Source organism: Mesorhizobium sp. M1066 (assembly GCF_040318635.1).
Classification (GTDB): Bacteria; Pseudomonadota; Alphaproteobacteria; order Rhizobiales; family Rhizobiaceae; genus Mesorhizobium.
Genome location: NZ_JAMYMR010000014.1, coordinates 121,670 through 139,178, shown reverse-complemented (window position 1 = coordinate 139,178; position 17,509 = coordinate 121,670). Strand labels below are relative to the sequence as shown.

At 60.8% G+C, this 17,509-nt stretch carries 23 protein-coding genes and 1 pseudogene; 11 read left to right on the top strand and 13 right to left on the bottom strand.

Annotated features, from left to right (window positions below; all coding sequences use genetic code 11):
- Window positions 1-247 precede the first annotated feature (247 nt).
- Complete coding sequence (locus tag NKH52_RS19360) at window positions 248-901, top strand: class I SAM-dependent methyltransferase (protein ID WP_352732153.1); 654 nt, start codon at window positions 248-250, stop codon at window positions 899-901.
- A 283-nt stretch (window positions 902-1,184) separates the two neighbouring features.
- On the opposite strand, the gene NKH52_RS19355 is transcribed toward NKH52_RS19360, so the two are convergent.
- Together NKH52_RS19355 and NKH52_RS19350 are read right to left on the bottom strand one after the other, a co-directional pair.
- On the bottom strand, window positions 1,185-1,310 hold the full coding sequence (locus NKH52_RS19355; RefSeq protein ID WP_281035567.1) for a hypothetical protein: 126 nt from the start codon (window positions 1,308-1,310) through the stop codon (window positions 1,185-1,187).
- Entirely contained in the window at window positions 1,279-1,863 is a 585-nt protein-coding gene (locus tag NKH52_RS19350; RefSeq protein ID WP_352732156.1) for a hypothetical protein, read from the bottom strand. The genes NKH52_RS19355 and NKH52_RS19350 overlap by 32 nt, the downstream gene beginning before the upstream one ends.
- A gap of 125 nt (window positions 1,864-1,988) precedes the next feature.
- On the opposite strand from NKH52_RS19350, the gene NKH52_RS19345 reads away from it, so the two are divergent.
- Window positions 1,989-2,360 (top strand): nuclear transport factor 2 family protein, encoded by a 372-nt coding sequence (locus NKH52_RS19345; RefSeq protein ID WP_352732159.1) that lies wholly within the window; start codon window positions 1,989-1,991, stop codon window positions 2,358-2,360.
- Window positions 2,361-2,602: 242 nt separating this feature from the next.
- Here the strand turns inward: NKH52_RS19345 and NKH52_RS19340 are convergent, their stop codons facing one another.
- From NKH52_RS19340 to NKH52_RS19315, 6 genes are all read right to left on the bottom strand, one after another.
- Window positions 2,603-5,671 (bottom strand): 5'-methylthioadenosine/S-adenosylhomocysteine nucleosidase family protein, encoded by a 3,069-nt coding sequence (locus tag NKH52_RS19340; protein ID WP_352732162.1) that lies wholly within the window; start codon window positions 5,669-5,671, stop codon window positions 2,603-2,605.
- 560 nt (window positions 5,672-6,231) lie between these two features.
- Window positions 6,232-6,987, bottom strand: coding sequence for a phage terminase large subunit family protein (locus tag NKH52_RS19335; RefSeq protein ID WP_352732165.1), 756 nt, complete (start codon window positions 6,985-6,987; stop codon window positions 6,232-6,234).
- A 374-nt stretch (window positions 6,988-7,361) separates the two neighbouring features.
- Complete coding sequence (locus NKH52_RS19330) at window positions 7,362-8,063, bottom strand: terminase large subunit domain-containing protein (protein WP_352732167.1); 702 nt, start codon at window positions 8,061-8,063, stop codon at window positions 7,362-7,364.
- Window positions 7,984-8,406, bottom strand: a complete 423-nt coding sequence (locus NKH52_RS19325) for a hypothetical protein (protein WP_023813809.1) — start codon at window positions 8,404-8,406, stop codon at window positions 7,984-7,986. The genes NKH52_RS19330 and NKH52_RS19325 overlap by 80 nt, the downstream gene beginning before the upstream one ends.
- Window positions 8,399-8,815, bottom strand: a complete 417-nt coding sequence (locus NKH52_RS19320) for a hypothetical protein (RefSeq protein ID WP_352441240.1) — start codon at window positions 8,813-8,815, stop codon at window positions 8,399-8,401. Before NKH52_RS19320 ends, NKH52_RS19325 begins: the two co-directional genes overlap by 8 nt.
- A gap of 170 nt (window positions 8,816-8,985) precedes the next feature.
- Window positions 8,986-9,183 carry a hypothetical protein gene (locus NKH52_RS19315; protein ID WP_023813811.1) on the bottom strand — a complete coding sequence of 66 codons (198 nt, stop codon included), beginning with the start codon at window positions 9,181-9,183 and terminating at the stop codon, window positions 8,986-8,988.
- A 347-nt stretch (window positions 9,184-9,530) separates the two neighbouring features.
- Here NKH52_RS19315 and NKH52_RS19310 point away from each other — a divergent pair, with 347 nt between their 5' ends.
- Both NKH52_RS19310 and NKH52_RS19305 read left to right on the top strand, forming a co-directional pair.
- Window positions 9,531-9,800, top strand: a complete 270-nt coding sequence (locus tag NKH52_RS19310; RefSeq protein WP_352732170.1) for a hypothetical protein — start codon at window positions 9,531-9,533, stop codon at window positions 9,798-9,800.
- Between the two features lie 73 nt (window positions 9,801-9,873).
- Window positions 9,874-10,179, top strand: coding sequence for a hypothetical protein (locus NKH52_RS19305; RefSeq protein WP_023813813.1), 306 nt, complete (start codon window positions 9,874-9,876; stop codon window positions 10,177-10,179).
- Window positions 10,180-10,243: 64 nt separating this feature from the next.
- Here NKH52_RS19305 and NKH52_RS19300 read toward each other — a convergent pair.
- Window positions 10,244-10,663, bottom strand: a pseudogene (locus tag NKH52_RS19300) (DoxX family protein); the annotation flags it as partial.
- A gap of 565 nt (window positions 10,664-11,228) precedes the next feature.
- Here NKH52_RS19300 and NKH52_RS19295 point away from each other — a divergent pair.
- The 4 genes from NKH52_RS19295 (at window position 11,229) to NKH52_RS19280 (ending at window position 12,707) form a co-directional block, all read left to right on the top strand.
- Complete coding sequence (locus NKH52_RS19295) at window positions 11,229-11,408, top strand: DUF3606 domain-containing protein (RefSeq protein WP_023813816.1); 180 nt, start codon at window positions 11,229-11,231, stop codon at window positions 11,406-11,408.
- A gap of 263 nt (window positions 11,409-11,671) precedes the next feature.
- A complete protein-coding gene (locus tag NKH52_RS19290; RefSeq protein ID WP_352732173.1) occupies window positions 11,672-12,115 on the top strand; it encodes a GFA family protein in 444 nt (147 codons plus the stop codon).
- Between the two features lie 95 nt (window positions 12,116-12,210).
- The gene (locus tag NKH52_RS19285; protein WP_023813818.1) at window positions 12,211-12,447 is read left to right on the top strand and encodes a DUF982 domain-containing protein; all 237 of its coding nucleotides are present in this window, start codon (window positions 12,211-12,213) and stop codon (window positions 12,445-12,447) included.
- A 14-nt stretch (window positions 12,448-12,461) separates the two neighbouring features.
- On the top strand, window positions 12,462-12,707 hold the full coding sequence (locus NKH52_RS19280; protein WP_352732175.1) for a DUF982 domain-containing protein: 246 nt from the start codon (window positions 12,462-12,464) through the stop codon (window positions 12,705-12,707).
- A 106-nt stretch (window positions 12,708-12,813) separates the two neighbouring features.
- On the opposite strand, the gene NKH52_RS19275 is transcribed toward NKH52_RS19280, so the two are convergent.
- Together NKH52_RS19275 and NKH52_RS19270 are read right to left on the bottom strand one after the other, a co-directional pair.
- Window positions 12,814-12,948: a hypothetical protein gene (locus tag NKH52_RS19275; RefSeq protein WP_281035303.1), complete on the bottom strand. Its 135-nt coding sequence runs from the start codon at window positions 12,946-12,948 to the stop codon at window positions 12,814-12,816.
- A 91-nt stretch (window positions 12,949-13,039) separates the two neighbouring features.
- A complete protein-coding gene (locus NKH52_RS19270) occupies window positions 13,040-13,348 on the bottom strand; it encodes a hypothetical protein (RefSeq protein WP_352732177.1) in 309 nt (102 codons plus the stop codon).
- 145 nt (window positions 13,349-13,493) lie between these two features.
- Between NKH52_RS19270 and NKH52_RS19265 the strand changes: the two genes are divergently transcribed.
- Window positions 13,494-14,432, top strand: a complete 939-nt coding sequence (locus NKH52_RS19265) for an alpha/beta fold hydrolase (RefSeq protein WP_352732180.1) — start codon at window positions 13,494-13,496, stop codon at window positions 14,430-14,432.
- On the opposite strand, the gene NKH52_RS19260 is transcribed toward NKH52_RS19265, so the two are convergent.
- Together NKH52_RS19260 and NKH52_RS19255 are read right to left on the bottom strand one after the other, a co-directional pair.
- Entirely contained in the window at window positions 14,412-14,960 is a 549-nt protein-coding gene (locus NKH52_RS19260; protein WP_352732183.1) for an MgtC/SapB family protein, read from the bottom strand. The two genes, NKH52_RS19265 and NKH52_RS19260, sit on opposite strands and share 21 nt — an antisense overlap.
- Window positions 14,961-15,078: 118 nt before the next feature.
- On the bottom strand, window positions 15,079-16,146 hold the full coding sequence (locus NKH52_RS19255; protein ID WP_352732185.1) for a PAS domain S-box protein: 1,068 nt from the start codon (window positions 16,144-16,146) through the stop codon (window positions 15,079-15,081).
- 198 nt (window positions 16,147-16,344) lie between these two features.
- Here NKH52_RS19255 and NKH52_RS19250 point away from each other — a divergent pair, with 198 nt between their 5' ends.
- Entirely contained in the window at window positions 16,345-16,821 is a 477-nt protein-coding gene (locus NKH52_RS19250; protein ID WP_023813825.1) for a pyridoxamine 5'-phosphate oxidase family protein, read from the top strand.
- Between the two features lie 373 nt (window positions 16,822-17,194).
- A complete protein-coding gene (locus NKH52_RS19245) occupies window positions 17,195-17,488 on the top strand; it encodes a hypothetical protein (RefSeq protein ID WP_352732188.1) in 294 nt (97 codons plus the stop codon).
- Window positions 17,489-17,509: the final 21 nt, after the last annotated feature.

Sequence of the window (17,509 nt, the reverse complement as noted above, 5' to 3'; positions counted from 1 at the left end):
GGCATCGCGAACCTCCCGGCGCAAAGCACGCCAAACTGTTCGCGATGTCCTCGCACACCTGTTCGCGATCTCTCCGGTCCAAACAGGGGGGAGATCGGCAGTTTTGCCGACGGCGCGTTTCCTGCAACGTCGGCAATTGGCGAAAGCGGCAGCACATCCAATCTCCCCCTTGCGGGGGAGATGTCCGGCAGGACAGAGGGGGGTGCCTCGCGCCAGCCTTCCCTTGTCATCTTTTGCCCACTTGGCGATGCTACGAACTTGCTCGCGGCGGGTTTTGGAGGAGGTCGATGTGACGACAAGCCTTGCCGCCCTGAAAAACCAAAGCAAACGCGCCGTGAAACGGCTCATCGGTTACGATTCCCGCAACTGGCTGCGCATCCGCCAGATCGAGGCGTTCACGCTCTTTCTGGAAGCCGGCAACCGCAAGGCTTCCGACGTGATCGAGATCTCGCCCGGCTGGAACCGCTACTGGCGGGCGATGTGCCCCAATTACCGCTCGGTCGATTTTCCGGCCTTCGACATCTGCAAGGACCGCACCGACGAGCAATATTCCATCGTCATCGCCGACCAGGTGCTGGAACATGTGCGGCGGCCTCACGCGGCGGTGGAAAACATCCACGCCATGACGAGGCCCGGCGGCTGGGCGATGGTGGCGACACCTTTCCTGTTTCGCGTTCACGCCAGGCCGCACGACTACAACAGATGGACCCCCGCCGGCCTCAAGCAGCTTATGGTCGAGGGCGGCTTCGCGGAAGCCAACGTCAAGGTCCACGGCTGGGGCAACAAGGCCTGCGCCAGGGCCCATATCGGCGGCCCCGTCCGCGCCTACGGCCTGTGGCGGGATTTGAGCAACGACGAGGAATACCCGCTGATGGTCTGGGCTTTTGCGAAGAAGGCGTGAGGGGCTGAAGCTGCCAATCTCCCCCCTTGCGGGGGAGATGTCCGGCAGGACAGAGGGGGGTGCTGTCCCTCGGCCTATCGGCCAAACACAAAGCGCCTTCGGCTGGGCGTGAGATATGCGGAAGGGTAGCGATCCTTCACACCCCCCTCTGCCCTGCCGGGCATCTCCCCCGCAAGGGGGGAGATCGGCTAATCACCCCCGCCTTTCATCACCCTTGCATGCCGTCGCCACACCCACCAGTCCCACACGCGCTTCCTGAAACTGCGCTTCATCGCGGTCATGGTCATAGCCCCAGCAGCACGCGGCGCTGGCCGGTGAGGCTGCCTGGCGCGAGGTCGGTCTTGATGGTGCCGGCGGTGCCGTTCCGCTGTTCGAGTTCAGCCCGCAATGCCGCCTCGCGCGCCTGCACGTCCTTGTCCTGCGCCGTCGGCGTTGGCGGCAACGGCTTCAGTTCCGGTGGTTTTTGAAACAGACACATGGTTCCAGCCTTCTCCAAGATTAGAGGTTCTTGTCCAGTCGTAGAGGAAAAAGTCTTCGCCGTTGCGGCCGTAACCCGGCAACAGGCAGCGTTGCGTCGCGCCGAGCCGGCCGAGCCAGCGCAGCGCCAGTTCATTGGCGGCCAGCGCCCGCGCCTCGACCCGCCAGGCGCCCCGCGCCGCGACCTGAGGCCCAAGCACGGCGTGAAAGAACCCGGTGATCCCAGGCACGCAGCGCTTCATGCGGCGCGTGCCCCAACTCCAGGCGATCCACAGGCCGCCGCGCTGTTCGGCAGCGCCAAAGCCCGCTTCCGGGTTGCCGTCCAGCTCGGCGACATAGGCAAACCCCTGCAGCGCCGTCAGCGCCAGCAGTGCCGGCGACCAATGGTCGAGCTGGCAGTCGATCTCGGCCCGGTCCTCAGGGCGCAAATTGGCTGCGATGTAGGACAGGTCGCGAAGGGTTGCGGGCATGATGCGAAGGGGCATGAGCAGGCCTGAGCAATAGAATGCAGTTCTCGCTTCCGGGCGACGTCTCGGCGGCCTGCGCACTTGACCGGCCGCGTCCCCAGTGACCTACTTCGGACATCGACGGCTATCCAGGAGACGGGCGAATGGACATTCGGGCGACACTGACGGAGCTATGCGACGCCTTCAACGCGCACGATCTCGATCGCATCATGGCGTTCTTTGCCGACGACTGCGTCCTGGAGATGCCGAGGGGAGCCGAGCCCTGGGGAACGCGTTGCGAGGGCAAGCGCAACGTACGGGACGCGCTGGCGACACGCTTCGAAGGCTTGCCCGACGTCCATTACGGCAATGGTCAGCACTTTGCGGACGAGGCTGCCGACACCGGCATGTCGAAATGGACCCTCACCGGCACCACCCGCGGGGGCGTGAAGAAAGAAGTTCAGGGTTGCGACTTCTACACGTTTCGCGACGGCAAGGTGATCCGCAAGGATTCGTATTGGAAGATCGTGGAGTGACACACAGGCGTCCATAACCGAAACGCCCCCAACGGATCACTCTGCTCTCGGCTACACCGCCACTGGAATTCAAAACCGCCTTCGACTAGCCCAAAATGAAAACAACCTGTCACAGAAATTATCGGTGTCTCTCCACGGATGCAATCCAGCACTGTCACCGTAATTCCCGGCACAAGCTGGTCGTCGAATTTTCCGCACCGCCCGCGGGCCGAAGGCCCGGATTTTATGGTTTGGCTTGGCCTTTAACCAATCGAGGTTTTTTCTTCCTCTTCCTTATCGATCAATCGTTTTAAACGGCCCTTATCGATTCCCTGGCTTAACGGCCTAAGCGTCTCCTCTGCCGCATCAAGCAAGGCAAACCTGTTTCGCCTGTCCCAATGGCTCCAGAACACGCGAATTATGAAATACCCTGAGAGCGTCAGTCGAAGGAAAGGAAACGGGGGGAGCTTCGAGATCGAATCAAGCAGAGCGGAGCGCTCCTTTGAAGCGTCCATCTCGGCGCTCCAGATACGTGCAATCAAATTCTCCATCTCACCTTCGACTTCGATGTTTGAAACACTTGTTCGCAGTACGGGCTGACCAGCCGAATTGCTCAGATTGTCAAACATCATCCGGACTGGGGACGAGAGTAACGAAAACTCGTAGGCATCCATCAACACATCAACCATATCCCTAAAATCCTGCGGGATTTCCTTGTTCATTCCCCCAAAGATTTTTTTTATCTCATCATCGTCCCTGAGGCGCTCCTTAAATTTCTCGAAGCCAGCTTTTGGAAAAGATTTCAGTATCCGATGGAGCAAAAAAGAGGTCAGTTGCACCAATGATTTAGCGAGCCTTCGCTTCGGATCGCGGTTCATCCTTTCGGAACCCGACCCAAGCAAAATCGCTGCTATTTCCCAAGTTCGAAAAGCCTTTAAGGAGCCTTCCATCTCAGGGTCCATCAAATCTTCATCTTCATCAACGATTACGATGTCGCTATCGGCTCGCGCTTCTTCCTCAAACCGGTTGGCGAAATCAAGTAACCTCTGCTTCTCCACACTGTGTGATCGGTTGTTCGAGACATCATCGAACGCTTTCTCAAGTCGACTTTGCAGCGCCTGAACCCTATACTGTTTGTCAACTAGCGCTGGACGAATATCATTCGTCAGCAAAATGTGCTTTTCACCTTCTGGCAGTTTCAGTTCGACCGCCAAGCGTTCGCTGGCTTCGATAATTCTATCAACTACCACTTGAGCGGGACCAATCTCGGCGTAGAGATCAAAGGCGTTAAAATCGAAGTCGTCGTTGTCTGGATCAAAGTATTTTATTGCATCGGTGGGCCGCTCTATCAATTCGCTTGCCAAAAGATAGGATTCCATGAACGGCAAAGAAATCTCAGCCCGGCCGTTTATAAATGTAATCAATCCTTTTTCTTGAAATGTCTGTATAAACTTGATCGCATTTATGTCAAAATCCATTTCTGCCGAAACTTCCTCTACGAACGCGACAAGTCCTGCCTGATCGAAAGTCTTGACATTGATAAATTTTTCATAAGCCAGTCTACGAAGGAACCTCTCCCTTGTGGTGCGCGTGAGCACCACGTCGTCTGTATCAAAGGCTACGACAAAACTTAAAAACCCACCGACAGCAAGTTGAATCAATTCGGACCGTCTGTTGGCCCTTAGCAGGGCGGAAAGCGTCTCCCCGCCAACACCGGCGAAGAAGCTAGGATGAGCGTTCAATTCAAATCGTTTGAACAGATTATAAAGGCGATATGCGATGACCGAAGCTTCTTGATCAGCAAGGCTAAACGTTCGCTGGATAAATGTTGCCATCTCGATGAACGAGATGTCGCAAATTGAATATTTTGGCGCCCCTGTTGATATGAGTAGCTCACTTTTCCCGCCAGTGAGTTCATTTGACGTCAAAATGACGAATCGCGCTTGGGGGTAAAGCTCCATCTGGGAATGAAGGTACTCGGATCGGCTCTTTGAGTTTGCAGGGAAGTCGGTAATCACAAACACGAGCATCACACCGCCGCCCGCAATCAGAGAGGCGACGTCAATTTTTGAGAACCCAGTTAGAGTCCCACTGGGAGGTCGAACAGTGTTGCCATCGACAACAATCGGTAGGCATCGGTCGCCACCGATTTCGATTAGCGAAACCTCGTTAGCCACCAGCCAAGGCAAGCTATTATCCGGATAGATGCGCGGAACGTCTAGGACTACAAGCCGATTGGTCGTAATCGCTTCAAGAATGTCGATTGGAGACACTCTCTTTGTAGCGGGGGTCACGCCTACGTTGGAAATAGCTTCCTTGATGCGAGGAAGCGGTGAACGATACCCGAGCGGTTTCCCACGATAATCGGGGGAAAGCTGTGAAAGCTGAGCATGAATATCGCGGCGTACCGTCTGAATTGCCTCTGCAAACAGATCGCCTGGCGCCGGCTGCAGGCTTCCGACCGAACTCTGGGCTTTTCGGTGGCTTAAGAAAAGTCGAAACTGCGGATTCTTCAACTGGAATTGGAAGAAGGTAACTACGTTATCGGCAGCAATTTCCCTCAGATTCTCGCCGGTTTCTTCCTCAAGCAGATTCTTGTTGTGATCTGCGTAGTCGCAAACCCCCCGTACAGACATCGCTGGAATATTTGCATTCTCCGCTGAAAAGAAGACGGCCCCAGCCTCGGTCTCGATTGCCAACGTCTTCCGGTCCGCACCGGCCACCATTTCCTTGTAGATGTCACTTTTGGACACAGCACCACAGATAACAGTTCCGTGGTGCATCCGCGGCGCAGCAACATCTTCATATTTGTCGGATCGGCCGATGAATGGGTTTGGTATTAAAGTCTTGCTCTTTTGAAGTTGAGTCTTCTGCCATTGTTCGTACAATGGGCGGGCGTCGGATCCCAATTGCGCATAATGCCATGAGAAAGTAGCTGTCTTATCGGTCTTGTAGAACTTATTGTTGAAGCTCATTTTAAGTCCGTCTTTGGAATCTGAGACCTTCGAATTCTCCAAGACATCTACGACTGAACCGGTAAAACATACATCGCCGACAGCCACGTCGCCGCTTATGCCGCCTGCAATTCCCAGAACCAATATGACTCCTATTTCATATCGATTTATCAGGGCATCGGCCGCGCGGCCAGCAGCAGCCTTGCCCATGTCATCTTGCAAAATTGCAACAGCTACAAGATCATCTTGTTTGGTGTCCAACTCCACTAAAAAACTTTGACCAACCACCTCCTCTGCTTTTATCTCGAAGGCGCCTCGTAGACGTTCGAATTCCTCCTGAAGCGGCACGACAATAGCAACGTCCACATATGGCTTCATTCCAATATCCCCCAAGTGCCCCCTTCTGTTTATATCGGGATGATCCGAAACGTAGCTCGACTTTCCCGTTATCCACATTAATTCAAGGGCATTCCAAAGACCCCCAATATCTGGTCGGCGTAGGAGGGATTTAGAACGCAATCGCCGCGTAGAATCGACCATCAGTGGGGTACCGCTGCGATTTACCATACCGACTCACCTGTCTTATTCAGCGCCGTTGATATTGACTTCGCGGCTTTATCTCTGCGCCAGCGGAAGCTCGAATAGGCCCCGCCGCGAGGCTGGCGCTCGACCTTTGTGTGGCGGCCGCGAATTTTCCAGAAGCGCCGGGCTACCCGCGCGCGGCATGCCGCCGGCTTGTATTCGACCGCCGGCCCTCAATTCAGCAGGCTTTGCCTGCCATTGTTTACTTTCATATGATCTCTGAAGGCGAAGCACTTGGACTATCCAAGCGAACATGGGCGGTCGCCACTTGGAACGAGCGCAGGGGTGCTCGGCGTGGCTCATTCCCTTCAGATCCATCTCGGCGACGTCATCGGCGACCCACGTTAAGCTGCCCCCTACCGAAACGCCCACAGCGGATCGCTCTGCACCTTCGTCTGTCTCACCGCCTTGAACTCCGCCGGGTCCACCACCGCCTCTCGCAGCATCATCACGCCATAGCGTGTCGCCGCCATCAGATCATCCCGCAGCTTGACCACCTGACCGTCCTTCCGATGAAAAAGCCGAAACTCCTCGAACCAGTCGGCGAGCGTGGCAAACACCTTGAAGCGGCCGGATTGCATGCGGTCGAGCATCTCCATCAGCCCGGCTTCGACCGAGACCGAACCGTCCGGGAATTGCGCGTGGCGGGTCAGCATGTTCAGCCCGTGTGCCGAATACTGCCCGGCGAGCGCCACGCCCGCCCCTTCCAGCGTTTCGCGGCGGCCGTCGCGCGGCCAGGCAAAGGGCAGCCATTCGCCCCATGGTTTGAGCGTCAGCGTCTGCATCGCCGGCGTCTGCTGCGAGGCCCGCGCCGATTTGGTTACGTAAACGACATCGGCCTCCGTATCCCAGGCCAGCTCGACCGCGGCCGACGGATGGTCCCAGCCGAAATCGAGCGCGCCGAGCCGTGGCCAGTAGCGCGGCAGCCGGAACGGCTCGCAGGCGATCAATTCCTCCGCCACCGGAAAGATGCGGCCGGAACCCAGCACCGGAATGCCGCGGGCACGCGCCTCGCGCTCATGCGCCGGATAGGCCGCGACGATCGCCGCGCGCTCCTGCGGCGTGTAGTGCGCGGCATCGTCGATGGTCATGAAGGTGACGTGTCGAGACATATAAGCCTGCCTAAATTATTTGCCGGAACGAGTAACCGCCATTGATAATACTGTTTATCAATGCAAAGCTGCTGGCCAATTGGGGGAGATACATGATCCGCATAGCAATCGTTGTGGCCATTGCCGCGAGCGCGTCGGCATGCCAATCAAATGTTCCGTATGATACGAGTAAGAAAACCTGCAAGATGTACGCCAATTCTTCAGGGTTCCAACGCGAAGTTTGTATCCCGGACACACCAAATAAAGTATGCAATGTCTGGTACAACCAGATTACAGGTGATGAAAGGATATGGTGCCAACCGCTAACCCGGAAAGCAACCGATCCCAAGGCCCGCGCCAGACAGCTTGCGGGCAGCAAATACCCTTGAACGTCTTCATCCGCTGCCTTTGGCCATCCCCTCCACTTGCGACGCTGACAGAAACAGCAGCACCACATCGCTCATCCCAAGCAGCGGCGTGAACGTCACGATCGTTATCCCGCCCGTCGCATTGGTTCGCGTCAACCCTTCGGAATAGATATCGAGCGGCGGTTCCTCGTCGAACCAGACGCCGTGTAAAGTCTCGCCCTGCCATTTCTCGCGGCCCTTCTCGAAACTCTTGAACGACAGCACCGATTCATCGGCCTGCACGTCGCCACCGCCACCCCAGCGCACCACGACGCTGTCCAGCGCGCCCGGTGCGCCGCGGCCCATGAAGGTCTGCACAATGGCGTCGGCCGGGATCATGCCGGTGCCCCAGGCCGCCTGCTGCTGCGGCGGACCGACCAGCACGCGCTGCGGATTGTCACGAGTGCCTTCGCCGGTGACGCCGGCCGCCCACAGCCTGACGGCACTGTCAAAAACCTTGCCTTGCCACCACTGGGGATAACGGCCGGTCAGGTGCATGGCCCATTCGGCGCCCCCTGCCCTGGTCTTGCCGAGCTGGTTGCCGGCCATGAACAGCCGCTCGCGGTTCTGGGCGCCCGCTGCGTGAAACTCGGCCTGGCGTTGATACGGTCTATAGGCCGCCAATTGATTGGTCCGGCGCCGTCTGTCCAGTTCGGCCAGCAGCGCCAGATATTCCATCTTCACGGACATCACCGGGTTCTTCGAGGAACGGTTTGACGATCGTCTCGAGGGCGCGGATGCGGCTGCGGATTTCGTCATCGCTCAGGCTGTCCATTTGGTTGATCTTGGCATCGAAATCCTTGGGCAGCACCGACAGCACGATCTTCAGATACTGGTCCGGCTTGTCGGCTCGCACCTGGGCGATCACGCCGGCGCCATAGGCGCGGAAATCAGCCCGCACGGCAGCCAGGAAATCGTCGCCCAGTGTCTTCTTGGCGCGCTTGCGGCGCGGCTTTTGCGCGGCCGGTTTGGCGGCGGGTTTGCGCTTTGCCGGCTTGCGGCGCGTTGGCCCGGCGGCGGTCTTGTCAGTCACGGACGTCACCACCCACGGCGTTGGCAGCGGGAATGCCGGCCTTCGGCATCGATCCGGCCCGGCTGGCCGGTTTCTTTGAACGAGCGGATTTCTTCCTGGTGCGCTTCTTGGCTCCCTGGACGCGCTTTGGCTTTGCCGCGTCGGCAGGCTTCGCCGCCGGGGCAGGCCTTGCCAGACCGGCCCGCGCCCTGAGACGCGCCATGACCAGACCGACAAGGTGCCCGGCGATGCCGGCCTGCGAGAACCCGAACTCGCCAGCGTCGTCCCGCACCATGCCGATCTTTACGCCGGGCGCGACCTCCTCGAGACGCCCCAGGCGTGGCTGCGGCGCAATGCCTTCGAATTCGCCGATCGCGCTGACGATTTCCTGGCCGTCAGCATCGGTGATGATGGTGGCGTAGCGGGTCATGGGTGTCTCTCGGATTGCGAAATGAGTCATCGGGCGAAGGATGGCATTCCTTGGCGCCCCTCTGTCCTGCCGACATGTCTAGCCCAGCAACAAAAAACCCGCCTCAGGGGCGGGTCGTTGGCGCAACTCAGCACCATGGACAAAAATGTAGCATAGCTGCACTCACCCCGTCAACCGTTTTCTGAGAAAAAATTCCTAATTCGGTCAAACCCGCCGGCCGCATCCCGCACCATGCCGATCTTTACGCTGGGCGCGACCTGCTCGACACGCCCCAGGCCTGGCTGCGGCGCAGCACCTTCGAATTCGCCGATGGCGCTGACGATTTCCTGGCCGTCAGCATCGGTGATGATGGTGGCGTAGCGGGTCATGAGTGTCTCTCGGATTGCGAAATGAGTCATCGGGCGAAGGATGGCATTCCTTGGGGCCCCCCTCTGTCCTGCCGACATGTCTAGCCCAGAAACAAAAAACCCGCCTCGGCGGCGGGTCGTTGGCGCAACTCAGCACCATGGACAAAAATGTAGCATAGCTGCACTCACCCCGTTAACCGTTTTCTGAGAAAAAATTCCTAGATCGATCGCAATTCCGGCCTGACCGACGCTGGCAAAGCGCGTAAAACCCTGCTTTTGCCGGCGGCTGGTCACAAGCCGGCAGGTGTGAAATCATTCGTCGAAGCTCATGGAATGATTCCCGTCGCACGGCCTTGTGGGAGAGGACGATGGACAGACCAGCCATGGCATCCGTGTTCAGGATGCGGCATGCACCAGCCATGGTTTCCGGCGTGCGCAGCACCGGCCAGGGTCAGGCGGATCCGGTCATCCGCGTGCGTTCGCTGGGCGAAGCCATCCGTTCCGTCGCCAACGCCTACCCCCAATACGACATCGGCGCCGTCGCCATCAGCTGTGGGGATGTTTCGATCGGCAGCCTCGGCAGCCTGGAGGTCAAGGCGCTGTGGCGCGAATATGGCGAACGGCTGACGCAGGAATAGGCGTTCGCCCGCAGCCTTTCTGGAGCGGAAATGCCGCTCGCGCGTTTCAACCCCAGTCACGGGAGCAATCGCCATGAATGTCGCCAACCTGCAACTCGAAGGCCTGTTGATGGCCGTCGCCTCGATCAACCGCCTCCTGGTTCAAAAGGGGGTGCTGACGGCGGAGGAAATCGACCTGGCCTTGCGCAAGACCGAGGCAGGCGAAACCAACCAGGAGCGGTCCGAAGGCATGTCCGCGTCCAGCCGCGACGCCGTCAACTTTCCGATCCGGCTGCTGGAACTCGCCAACCAGTGCCAGCCGGAGGCGGAGATGCCGTCTTTTTCGAAGCTGGCCCGCATGGTCGGCAAGATAAAGGAACCCTACAACGACCAGCTGTGAGGGGGTGCCAAGGCAGGCCCGGCGCGCGTCCTTCGCGCGGTGCCGGTCGGTCTCGCCTCAAGATGCCCGGCCATCCCAAATTGAGCGAAAGCACCTTGCCCGGTCCATGCACGGCCGCAAACAGCAGTCCGGCCAGGAACGAAAAATGGTCGACGAAGAAGCCGAACTCGGCCTGGTTGCCGGCCCAGTGGCTGGGTCCGTGGAAGGCCAGGGCGAGGAACAGCACATAGGCGGCGGCGACAAGGGCCGCCTGCGAGAAGAAGGCGCCGGTCAGGAAGCACAGCACCAGCGCGACTTCCAGGATCGCAGCGCACCAGGCCAGGAACAACGGAAACGGAAAGCCGGCGGCGGCGATATAGCCGGCGGTCGCCGCCATGCCCATGAATTTGAAGGTCACGGCCATCAGGAAGACGCCGGCGAAGATCAGCCGGGCGATGAGAAGGGCCGCGGTCTGCCACGGCGATTGAGTGATTTGCGACGACATGCTCGTTCTCCAGCTTTGCAGGTTGCTCGCTCCTAGGACGCGCGACGGACGCCAGGTCCGACACATCAGGCCAATTTTTCTCGAGAGGCCCGAACGGCTTCCGGCGCCGCCCGCGATTGAAACTTGTTGGTAATCACGGAAGTGCTATCGTTAGTCGGGGCTAATGCACCGGCGTGCCGGCGCAGCGATTTTGGGTGGGCTGAAATTTGCGTACAAGCGTCAGGTTTGGGGCGATATCTCATAGCGTGCGGTCGGCGACGCTGGAATGCAGCGGCTGCGGCGGCGCTGGCCAGGTCTTCCAGTGTCCGCGCTGGACGAGTTCCAACGGCCATTGCTGCCCTGCCGGTACGCACCGGCGCGGCTGCCCCGGCCTCAGCGCGGCATGCTCCGAATGTGACGGCGACCAGGCTGCCGGCGCCGACCCCATGCGGCCGTCGGCCTGATACAGGCCATCGCAGCCCAGGCCGTGTCGTCTGGTGGAACCGGCGGCGCCAATCTGTGTTATGTCGTGTTGATCGCGGGCGCCGAAGGCTGCGCGTCCCGACAACAGAAAGCGAGGCCTGAGATGGCTGACGACAAGTCGAAGACGAAACAGGACCGCAAGCAGGTCTCGAGCGAAGAGCCCTACGAGGTTGCCGCCTTTGCCCGCAAATACGGCATTCCGCCAAGCGAGGCACAGACCATCATCAAGCGCTACGGCCCATCGCGCAAAAAGCTCGACGCCCATATGGCGGCCCGCGGCTAGCGCATGTCGCCCAAAAGTGGATCTCGGTTTTGGGAGAACGACATGCATGAAGCGGGTCGTCTGAACTCGTTCGGGCGTGGCGCGCTTTAGGCCCGAAACCATTTCGCCTGGACGGCGTTGAAGATGCTGCGGGCCGTGTCAACCGGGCCTGGTGGTACGGTGAACAGGATGTCTTTTTCCCGGTTTCTCATCCTGGCCAACGAAACGGCAGACGAGCATCTGTCCCACCCGGCCCGCAGCGCCACGCATTGAGGGAGGTCGTCATGTCCGACACCATACGCAGGACCGGCAGCTGCCTGTGCGGCGGCGTGCAGTTCCAGGTCCGCGGCGCGCCGTTGCGCGTTGGCCTGTGCCACTGCAAGGACTGCCGCAAGGCCGGCGGCTCGGTCTATTCGGCCTTTGCCATCTGGCCGCGCGAGGCCTTCGAGACCACCGGCCTCGTCAGCTCCTATGGCACGCGCAGCTTTTGCCCGACCTGCGGCGGCCGCGTCGCCTGGGTCGACGACAACGAGGCCGAGGTGGCGATCGGCAGCCTCGACATCGCGCCGACCGATCTCGTGCCCGAATATGAACTGTGGACCTCCAGGCGCGAGACCTGGCTGCACGCTCTGTCCGGCACCGAACAGTTCGAGCACGACCGCCCAGCGGCGCACAACGCCGAAGCGCCGACGCCGAGATCGCTGTCGGACATCGATGCTGAGATTTGATCTCCGGGGAAGGGAACCCTGCCCTGCCGCCGACGTTACCGGATGCCTCTCACGCATGTCGCCCCGGCGACTTGCGGCAATCATGGAGACAACCGTTGAACGACAAGATGTTTCCCCGCCCCATCAGGCTGAAATTCGCGCCGGAGCGCGAGCGCATCATCCGCAGCGCCTGGGAAGGCCTGGAATGCCTCGGCGACTGGCCGGCTGGCCAGGGTCGGCGCTACCGGGCGGCGTTGCGCAGTTGCCGCGATGCGCTGGATGGCTGGACGCCGGCGGAAAAAGCGATGCGGGCGATGATCGACGCCGCGCGCGAAGCAAAACTCCTCCAGTAGTTGGAACAGGGGCCATGCCTGATCTCATTTTGCCCACACCGATGCGGATCAAGCCGCATGGGTCGGATACGATCCGCGACGTCGCCACGCTCAAGGATGCCAGCGAAATCCTGATCGACTGGCCGCAGGCCAAGCGCGGCCCGTTCTACCAGGCGGCGCGCGAGAAGGTCGAAGCCGCCCTGGAAACCAAGGCAGGTGCTGCCGAGGCACAGGAAGCGTTCGCAGCGCTCTGCAGCCACTCCGGCGTTTTGGTGCGATAGTGGTTTCACTAAAAGCAGGCGGGGCAACGTGCCTCGCCTGCTTCGTGCAAATCGGATCCTGATCACTCCGGATAATCGATCCGATTACTCCGAATAATCGATCCGATTATTCCGCCGGAAGCTCGCCCTGTACGATCGGGTGAGAAGTTTCGAAGCCAAAACTCTTCGGCGCCAGCAGAATCAAGGCAATCACGATGGCTATCGAGGCAAGCAACGTAGCAGTGGTCGCAATATCTCTCACGATAATCTCTCCAAATTCCAAGTCGTGAGAAAAACGCTCCCAAGATAACGAGGTTCCATTAGCTTGTGCGATAATACCAACGACCCGGCGTTTATTGTTTCGGCGGCTGGGGCGGCACTTCACCAGGCTTGATCACCGGCGTCTTGCCTTGGTCGGGAGCGGGCGCCGCCATGCCCTGGTCACCCGTCGGGGGTGGTTTCAGCACGCCGCCGCAGTCGTTGAGCTTGGCGGTCAAATTGCCGTCATCGGCCTGCTGTTCAGGCTGCTGTTTTGCCCCTTGCTCGGTCTGAGCCCTGCATTTGTCGGCCTGCGGCGCCTGGCTGTCGTTCTGCTGCTGGGCCGCGGCCGGCACTGCCAGCGCCAGCATAAGGCCAAATGGCATGATGGCGAGAGTTCTCATCGCTGCCTCCTTCTTTTCTTTCACGGCCGCCCGCGGCGACCTTCCTTCACAGGGACAACGCCTGTCGAAGAAAAAGGTTGGCCGTCTCGCCGGGCGGCATTGCAACCAAACCCGTTGACGGCCGTTGCGCGTGCCGGAGACGATCATGTTCGACGGTTTTCAAAGCGCGGAAATCGACACCGGCGATGTCCGCATATTCTGCCTGAGCGCCGGCGGTGGGCCGCCGCTGCTGTTGCTGCACGGCTTTCCGCAAACGCATCTGATGTGGCGCGACATCGCCCCCGTTCTGGCCAGCCGGTTCAGCGTCGTCTGCGCCGACCTGCGCGGCTATGGCCGCAGTTCCTGTCCGACGTCCACTCCGGACCACGCACCCTATGCCAAGCGTGCCATGGCCGCCGATATGAGGGGGCTGATGGAGAAGCTGGGTTTCAGCAGGTTCATGGTCGCCGGCCATGATCGCGGCGGGCGGGTCGCCTACCGCATGGCGCTCGATCATCGGGGCAGCATCGACAGGCTCGCCGTTCTCGACATCGTGCCGACAGGCGATGCCTGGGACCGGGCCGACGCCAGGCTGGCGCTGGGCTATTGGCCATGGTCGCTGCTGGCGCAGCCGGAGCCATTGCCGGAAAAGATCCTGTCCGGCGCCGCCGAGGCGATCGTCGACAATGCGCTCGACGGCTGGGGCTCGCCGCCATCGGCGTTTCCAGCCGAAGTGCGTCAGGCCTATATCGAGGCCTTGCGCGCGCCTGCCCACGCCCATGCCATCTGCGAGGAATATCGGGCGGCAGCCACGCTCGACCGCGAGCACGACCATGCCGACAAGGCAGCCGGCCGGCGCATCCGCTGCCCGCTGCTGGCGCTATGGAGCGGTCAGGGCGCATTGGCGGATTGGTATGCCGGCGAAGGCGGGCCGCTGGCGCTGTGGCGCGGCTGGGCCGACGATGTGCGTGGCCAGGCGATGCCGGGCGGGCACTTCTTTCCCGAAGAGAATCCGGCGCGCACGGCCGATCTGCTGGCCGGCTTCTTCGGTGAAACCAGTCACGGCATTTCCCGGCGATCGGAATTACCTTCGCCCTTCCTTTGATCGGGCCGAAGCCCCCTCCTTCTCCGCCTTTGCCTGACTGCCTTCATCACCGGCGGCAAGGCCGGGTCCGCGTTCGAACCGGCGCAGAAAGCCGGCAACGACCAGCACGATCAGCGTGCCGAACCCGGCCACTTGCCAAAGACCCAGTCCGCAGGCGACGCCGATCGCGCCCGCCAGCCACATGCCGGCGCCGGTCGTCAGCCCATGCACCTCGCCGCGCGAAAACATGATCGAGCCGGCGGCAAGGAAGGCGACGCCGGCGGTCACCGCCTCGACCACCCGGATCGGATCGACCTTGACCGATTCCCTCGCGAACATCGGCGCGTGCACGATCTCCACCGTCAGGATGCCGAAGGTGGCGGCGGCGACGCAGACGAGAATATGCGTGCGAAGTCCGGCCGGGCGGTTGCGCCATTCGCGTTCGAAACCGATGACCGCGCCATAGAGCGTCGCCAGCAACAGCCGCGCCGCGATGACCGGAAACGAGGTGTAGGTGGAATGGCCGAATTCCTCGAGGAGTTGTTCCATGATGTCCCCTCCGAAAGCGTGACGCCACAACGCGGCCACCGGGTCACGGTTCCTGAATCCACCGCCAGGTGCGGCAAGGATGCGGCCGTTTTGGTGTTGACGGAACGACCTTCAAGGCTCAGGACGTTTCGGTTTCAGGCAGGTCGGCGCCGAGCTCCGGAACGATGATCGAATCCAGCGGCGCCGTCAGCGACCAGCTGAGATGGCCCGGGCTGCGATCCAGCACCGCCAAGCCGTTCAGCGATTGCGGCGCGACCCGTTGCAGGACGACGGTGCCGAAGCCCTTGCGCGTGGTTTCGTCTCGCCGCCCCCCGGGCCGCTCTCCTTCACGCACCGGCATCGTCTCGTCCCAGAGCAGATGGATTTCCCGCTTGTCCGAAACGCCTTCGACGATCCGCCAGGTGATCTCGAGCCGCCCGGCCTCGCTCGCCAGCGCGCCATATTTTGAAGAGTTGGTGCCGAGCTCATGAAATGCCATGCCGAGATTTTGCACGGCGTTCGGCTGCAGGGTCAAAAGCGGTCCGGACAGCGATACCCGCGCCTCGTGGCCGAACGGCTTGAGCTGCTCCTGGGCGAGGTCGAAGAGGCTGGCGCCGGCCCATTCCGAGTTCACCAGCAGATCGTGCGACCGCGACAGCGCCATGATGCGGGAACGGATCATCTCCTCGAACTCGCGTGGATCGGTCGAGCGTTTGCTGGTCTCCCGGATCATCGAGAGGATCACCGCGAACTGGTTCTTGACGCGATGGTTCACCTCGCGGAGCAAAAGCCTGATCCGGCGCTCGCTCTCCTTGCTGGCGGTGATGTCGCGGGCGATCTTCGAGGCGCCGATGATCTCGCCGGACGCGTTCCTGATCGGCGAAATGGTCAGCGACACGGCGATGAGGCCGCCGTCCTTGCGTCGGCGGACCGTCTCATAGCTGGCCAGCAGTTCGCCTTTGCGGACCCGGCTGATGATGTCGGTCTCTTCGTCCTTGAGATGATCGGGGATGAGCATGAGCACGGACCGGCCGACGGCCTCTTCGGCGGTGTAGCCGAACATGCGTTGCGCCGCCGCGTTCCAACTGGTGATGATGCTGTTCAAATCCTTGCTGACGATGGCGTCGAAGGACGAATCGACAATCGCCGCCAGCCGCGCATCGGCGGTAATGGCGATCAAGGCATCAAAGCCCGCCAAATCTGTCACTGTCGACCCCTTCTCCCTCATGCGCGGATTGCGCGCATGGCCACCAATGCGCCGCGGTGGGTTTTGGTTGCAATCGCCTCCCAACATTCCTCCCAGGGACAGTCCAGGCAGTTCATGACTGGACCTTGCACTGGAACCTTGCGCGCTTGCGCGAGTTGCACCCGACACCCCATGGATGGCTCAATAAGGAGGCACACGATGAGCGACGGCGATCTCGACCGGGTCTGGAAGCTGATGGACAGGATCGGTTTCTGTATGCTGGCCACCCGCGAAGGCGATGACATCCGCTCGCGACCCATGGCGGCGCATGTGGTGCGCGACGAAAACGCAATCTACTTCCTCACCGATGTCGACAGCCATAAGGACGACGAGATCGAAGCCGAGCCCAATGTCGGTCTCGCCTTCGCCGATTCAGGCGGCCAGAAATATGTTTCCGTCAGCGGTCTGGCGGCGGTTTCGAACGACCGCGCCAAGATCAGGGAGTTGTGGTCGACCCCGGCCAAGGCCTGGTGGGACAGTGCCGATGACCCTTCGATCCGCGTGCTTAAAGTGACGCCGAAAGATGCCCAGTATTGGGACAGTCCCGGCACCGTGGTCAGCTATGTGAAGATGCTGGCGGCAACGGTCAGCGACAGCCGCCCGGAAATCGGTAACACCGGCAAGGTCAGGATGTAGCCGGACGGCGTCGAGGACCTCAGGCAGATGTGCGAATGCCGGTGGGGCGCAGCGAATATCGCCGGTGCGGCACACCGGTGCCGATCAGTCCGGCTTGGGAGGGTCAGGGGCATTCGGTGCTGGATCGGCGTCGGCATCCCTTTGCGGACAGTCCTCATAGCTGTGGTCGCGCCCGCCGCAGAAAGAACAGCACATGGCCTCGCGATCCCCGTTTCCGGGACGCCATTGCGGGGTTTCGTAGGGCTTCCTGCCATCCATCCCCAGCAATGCACGACGGACCATTTGGTTGCCGCTACAGACGGCCACCCGGCGGTTGCGGAACCACCCGCCGGGATGCGAGTTTCGGCCAATACATCCATTCGAGGGAACAGCCATGCCGATGCGCCGAATTGCCTTGATGACGGCAGCGATCCTGCTGGCCGCGACCGGCCTCGCCGAAGCCAGGCCGGATACCCGCACGATGAGTTGCGACCAACTCCGGCGACTGCTCCAAAGCCATCATGCCGTGGTGCTGACCACCGGCCCCAACACCTATGACCGCTATGTCAGGCAGTTCGGCAACGAATGCGACTGGCCGGAGGTGCCGATGTCGGCCTATGTCCCGACCCGTGACGGCAACTGCCCCGTCTACCGCTGCGAGGAACCTGTCACCAACTTTCCGGACTGAGACCGCGCCTCAAGTCGCTTT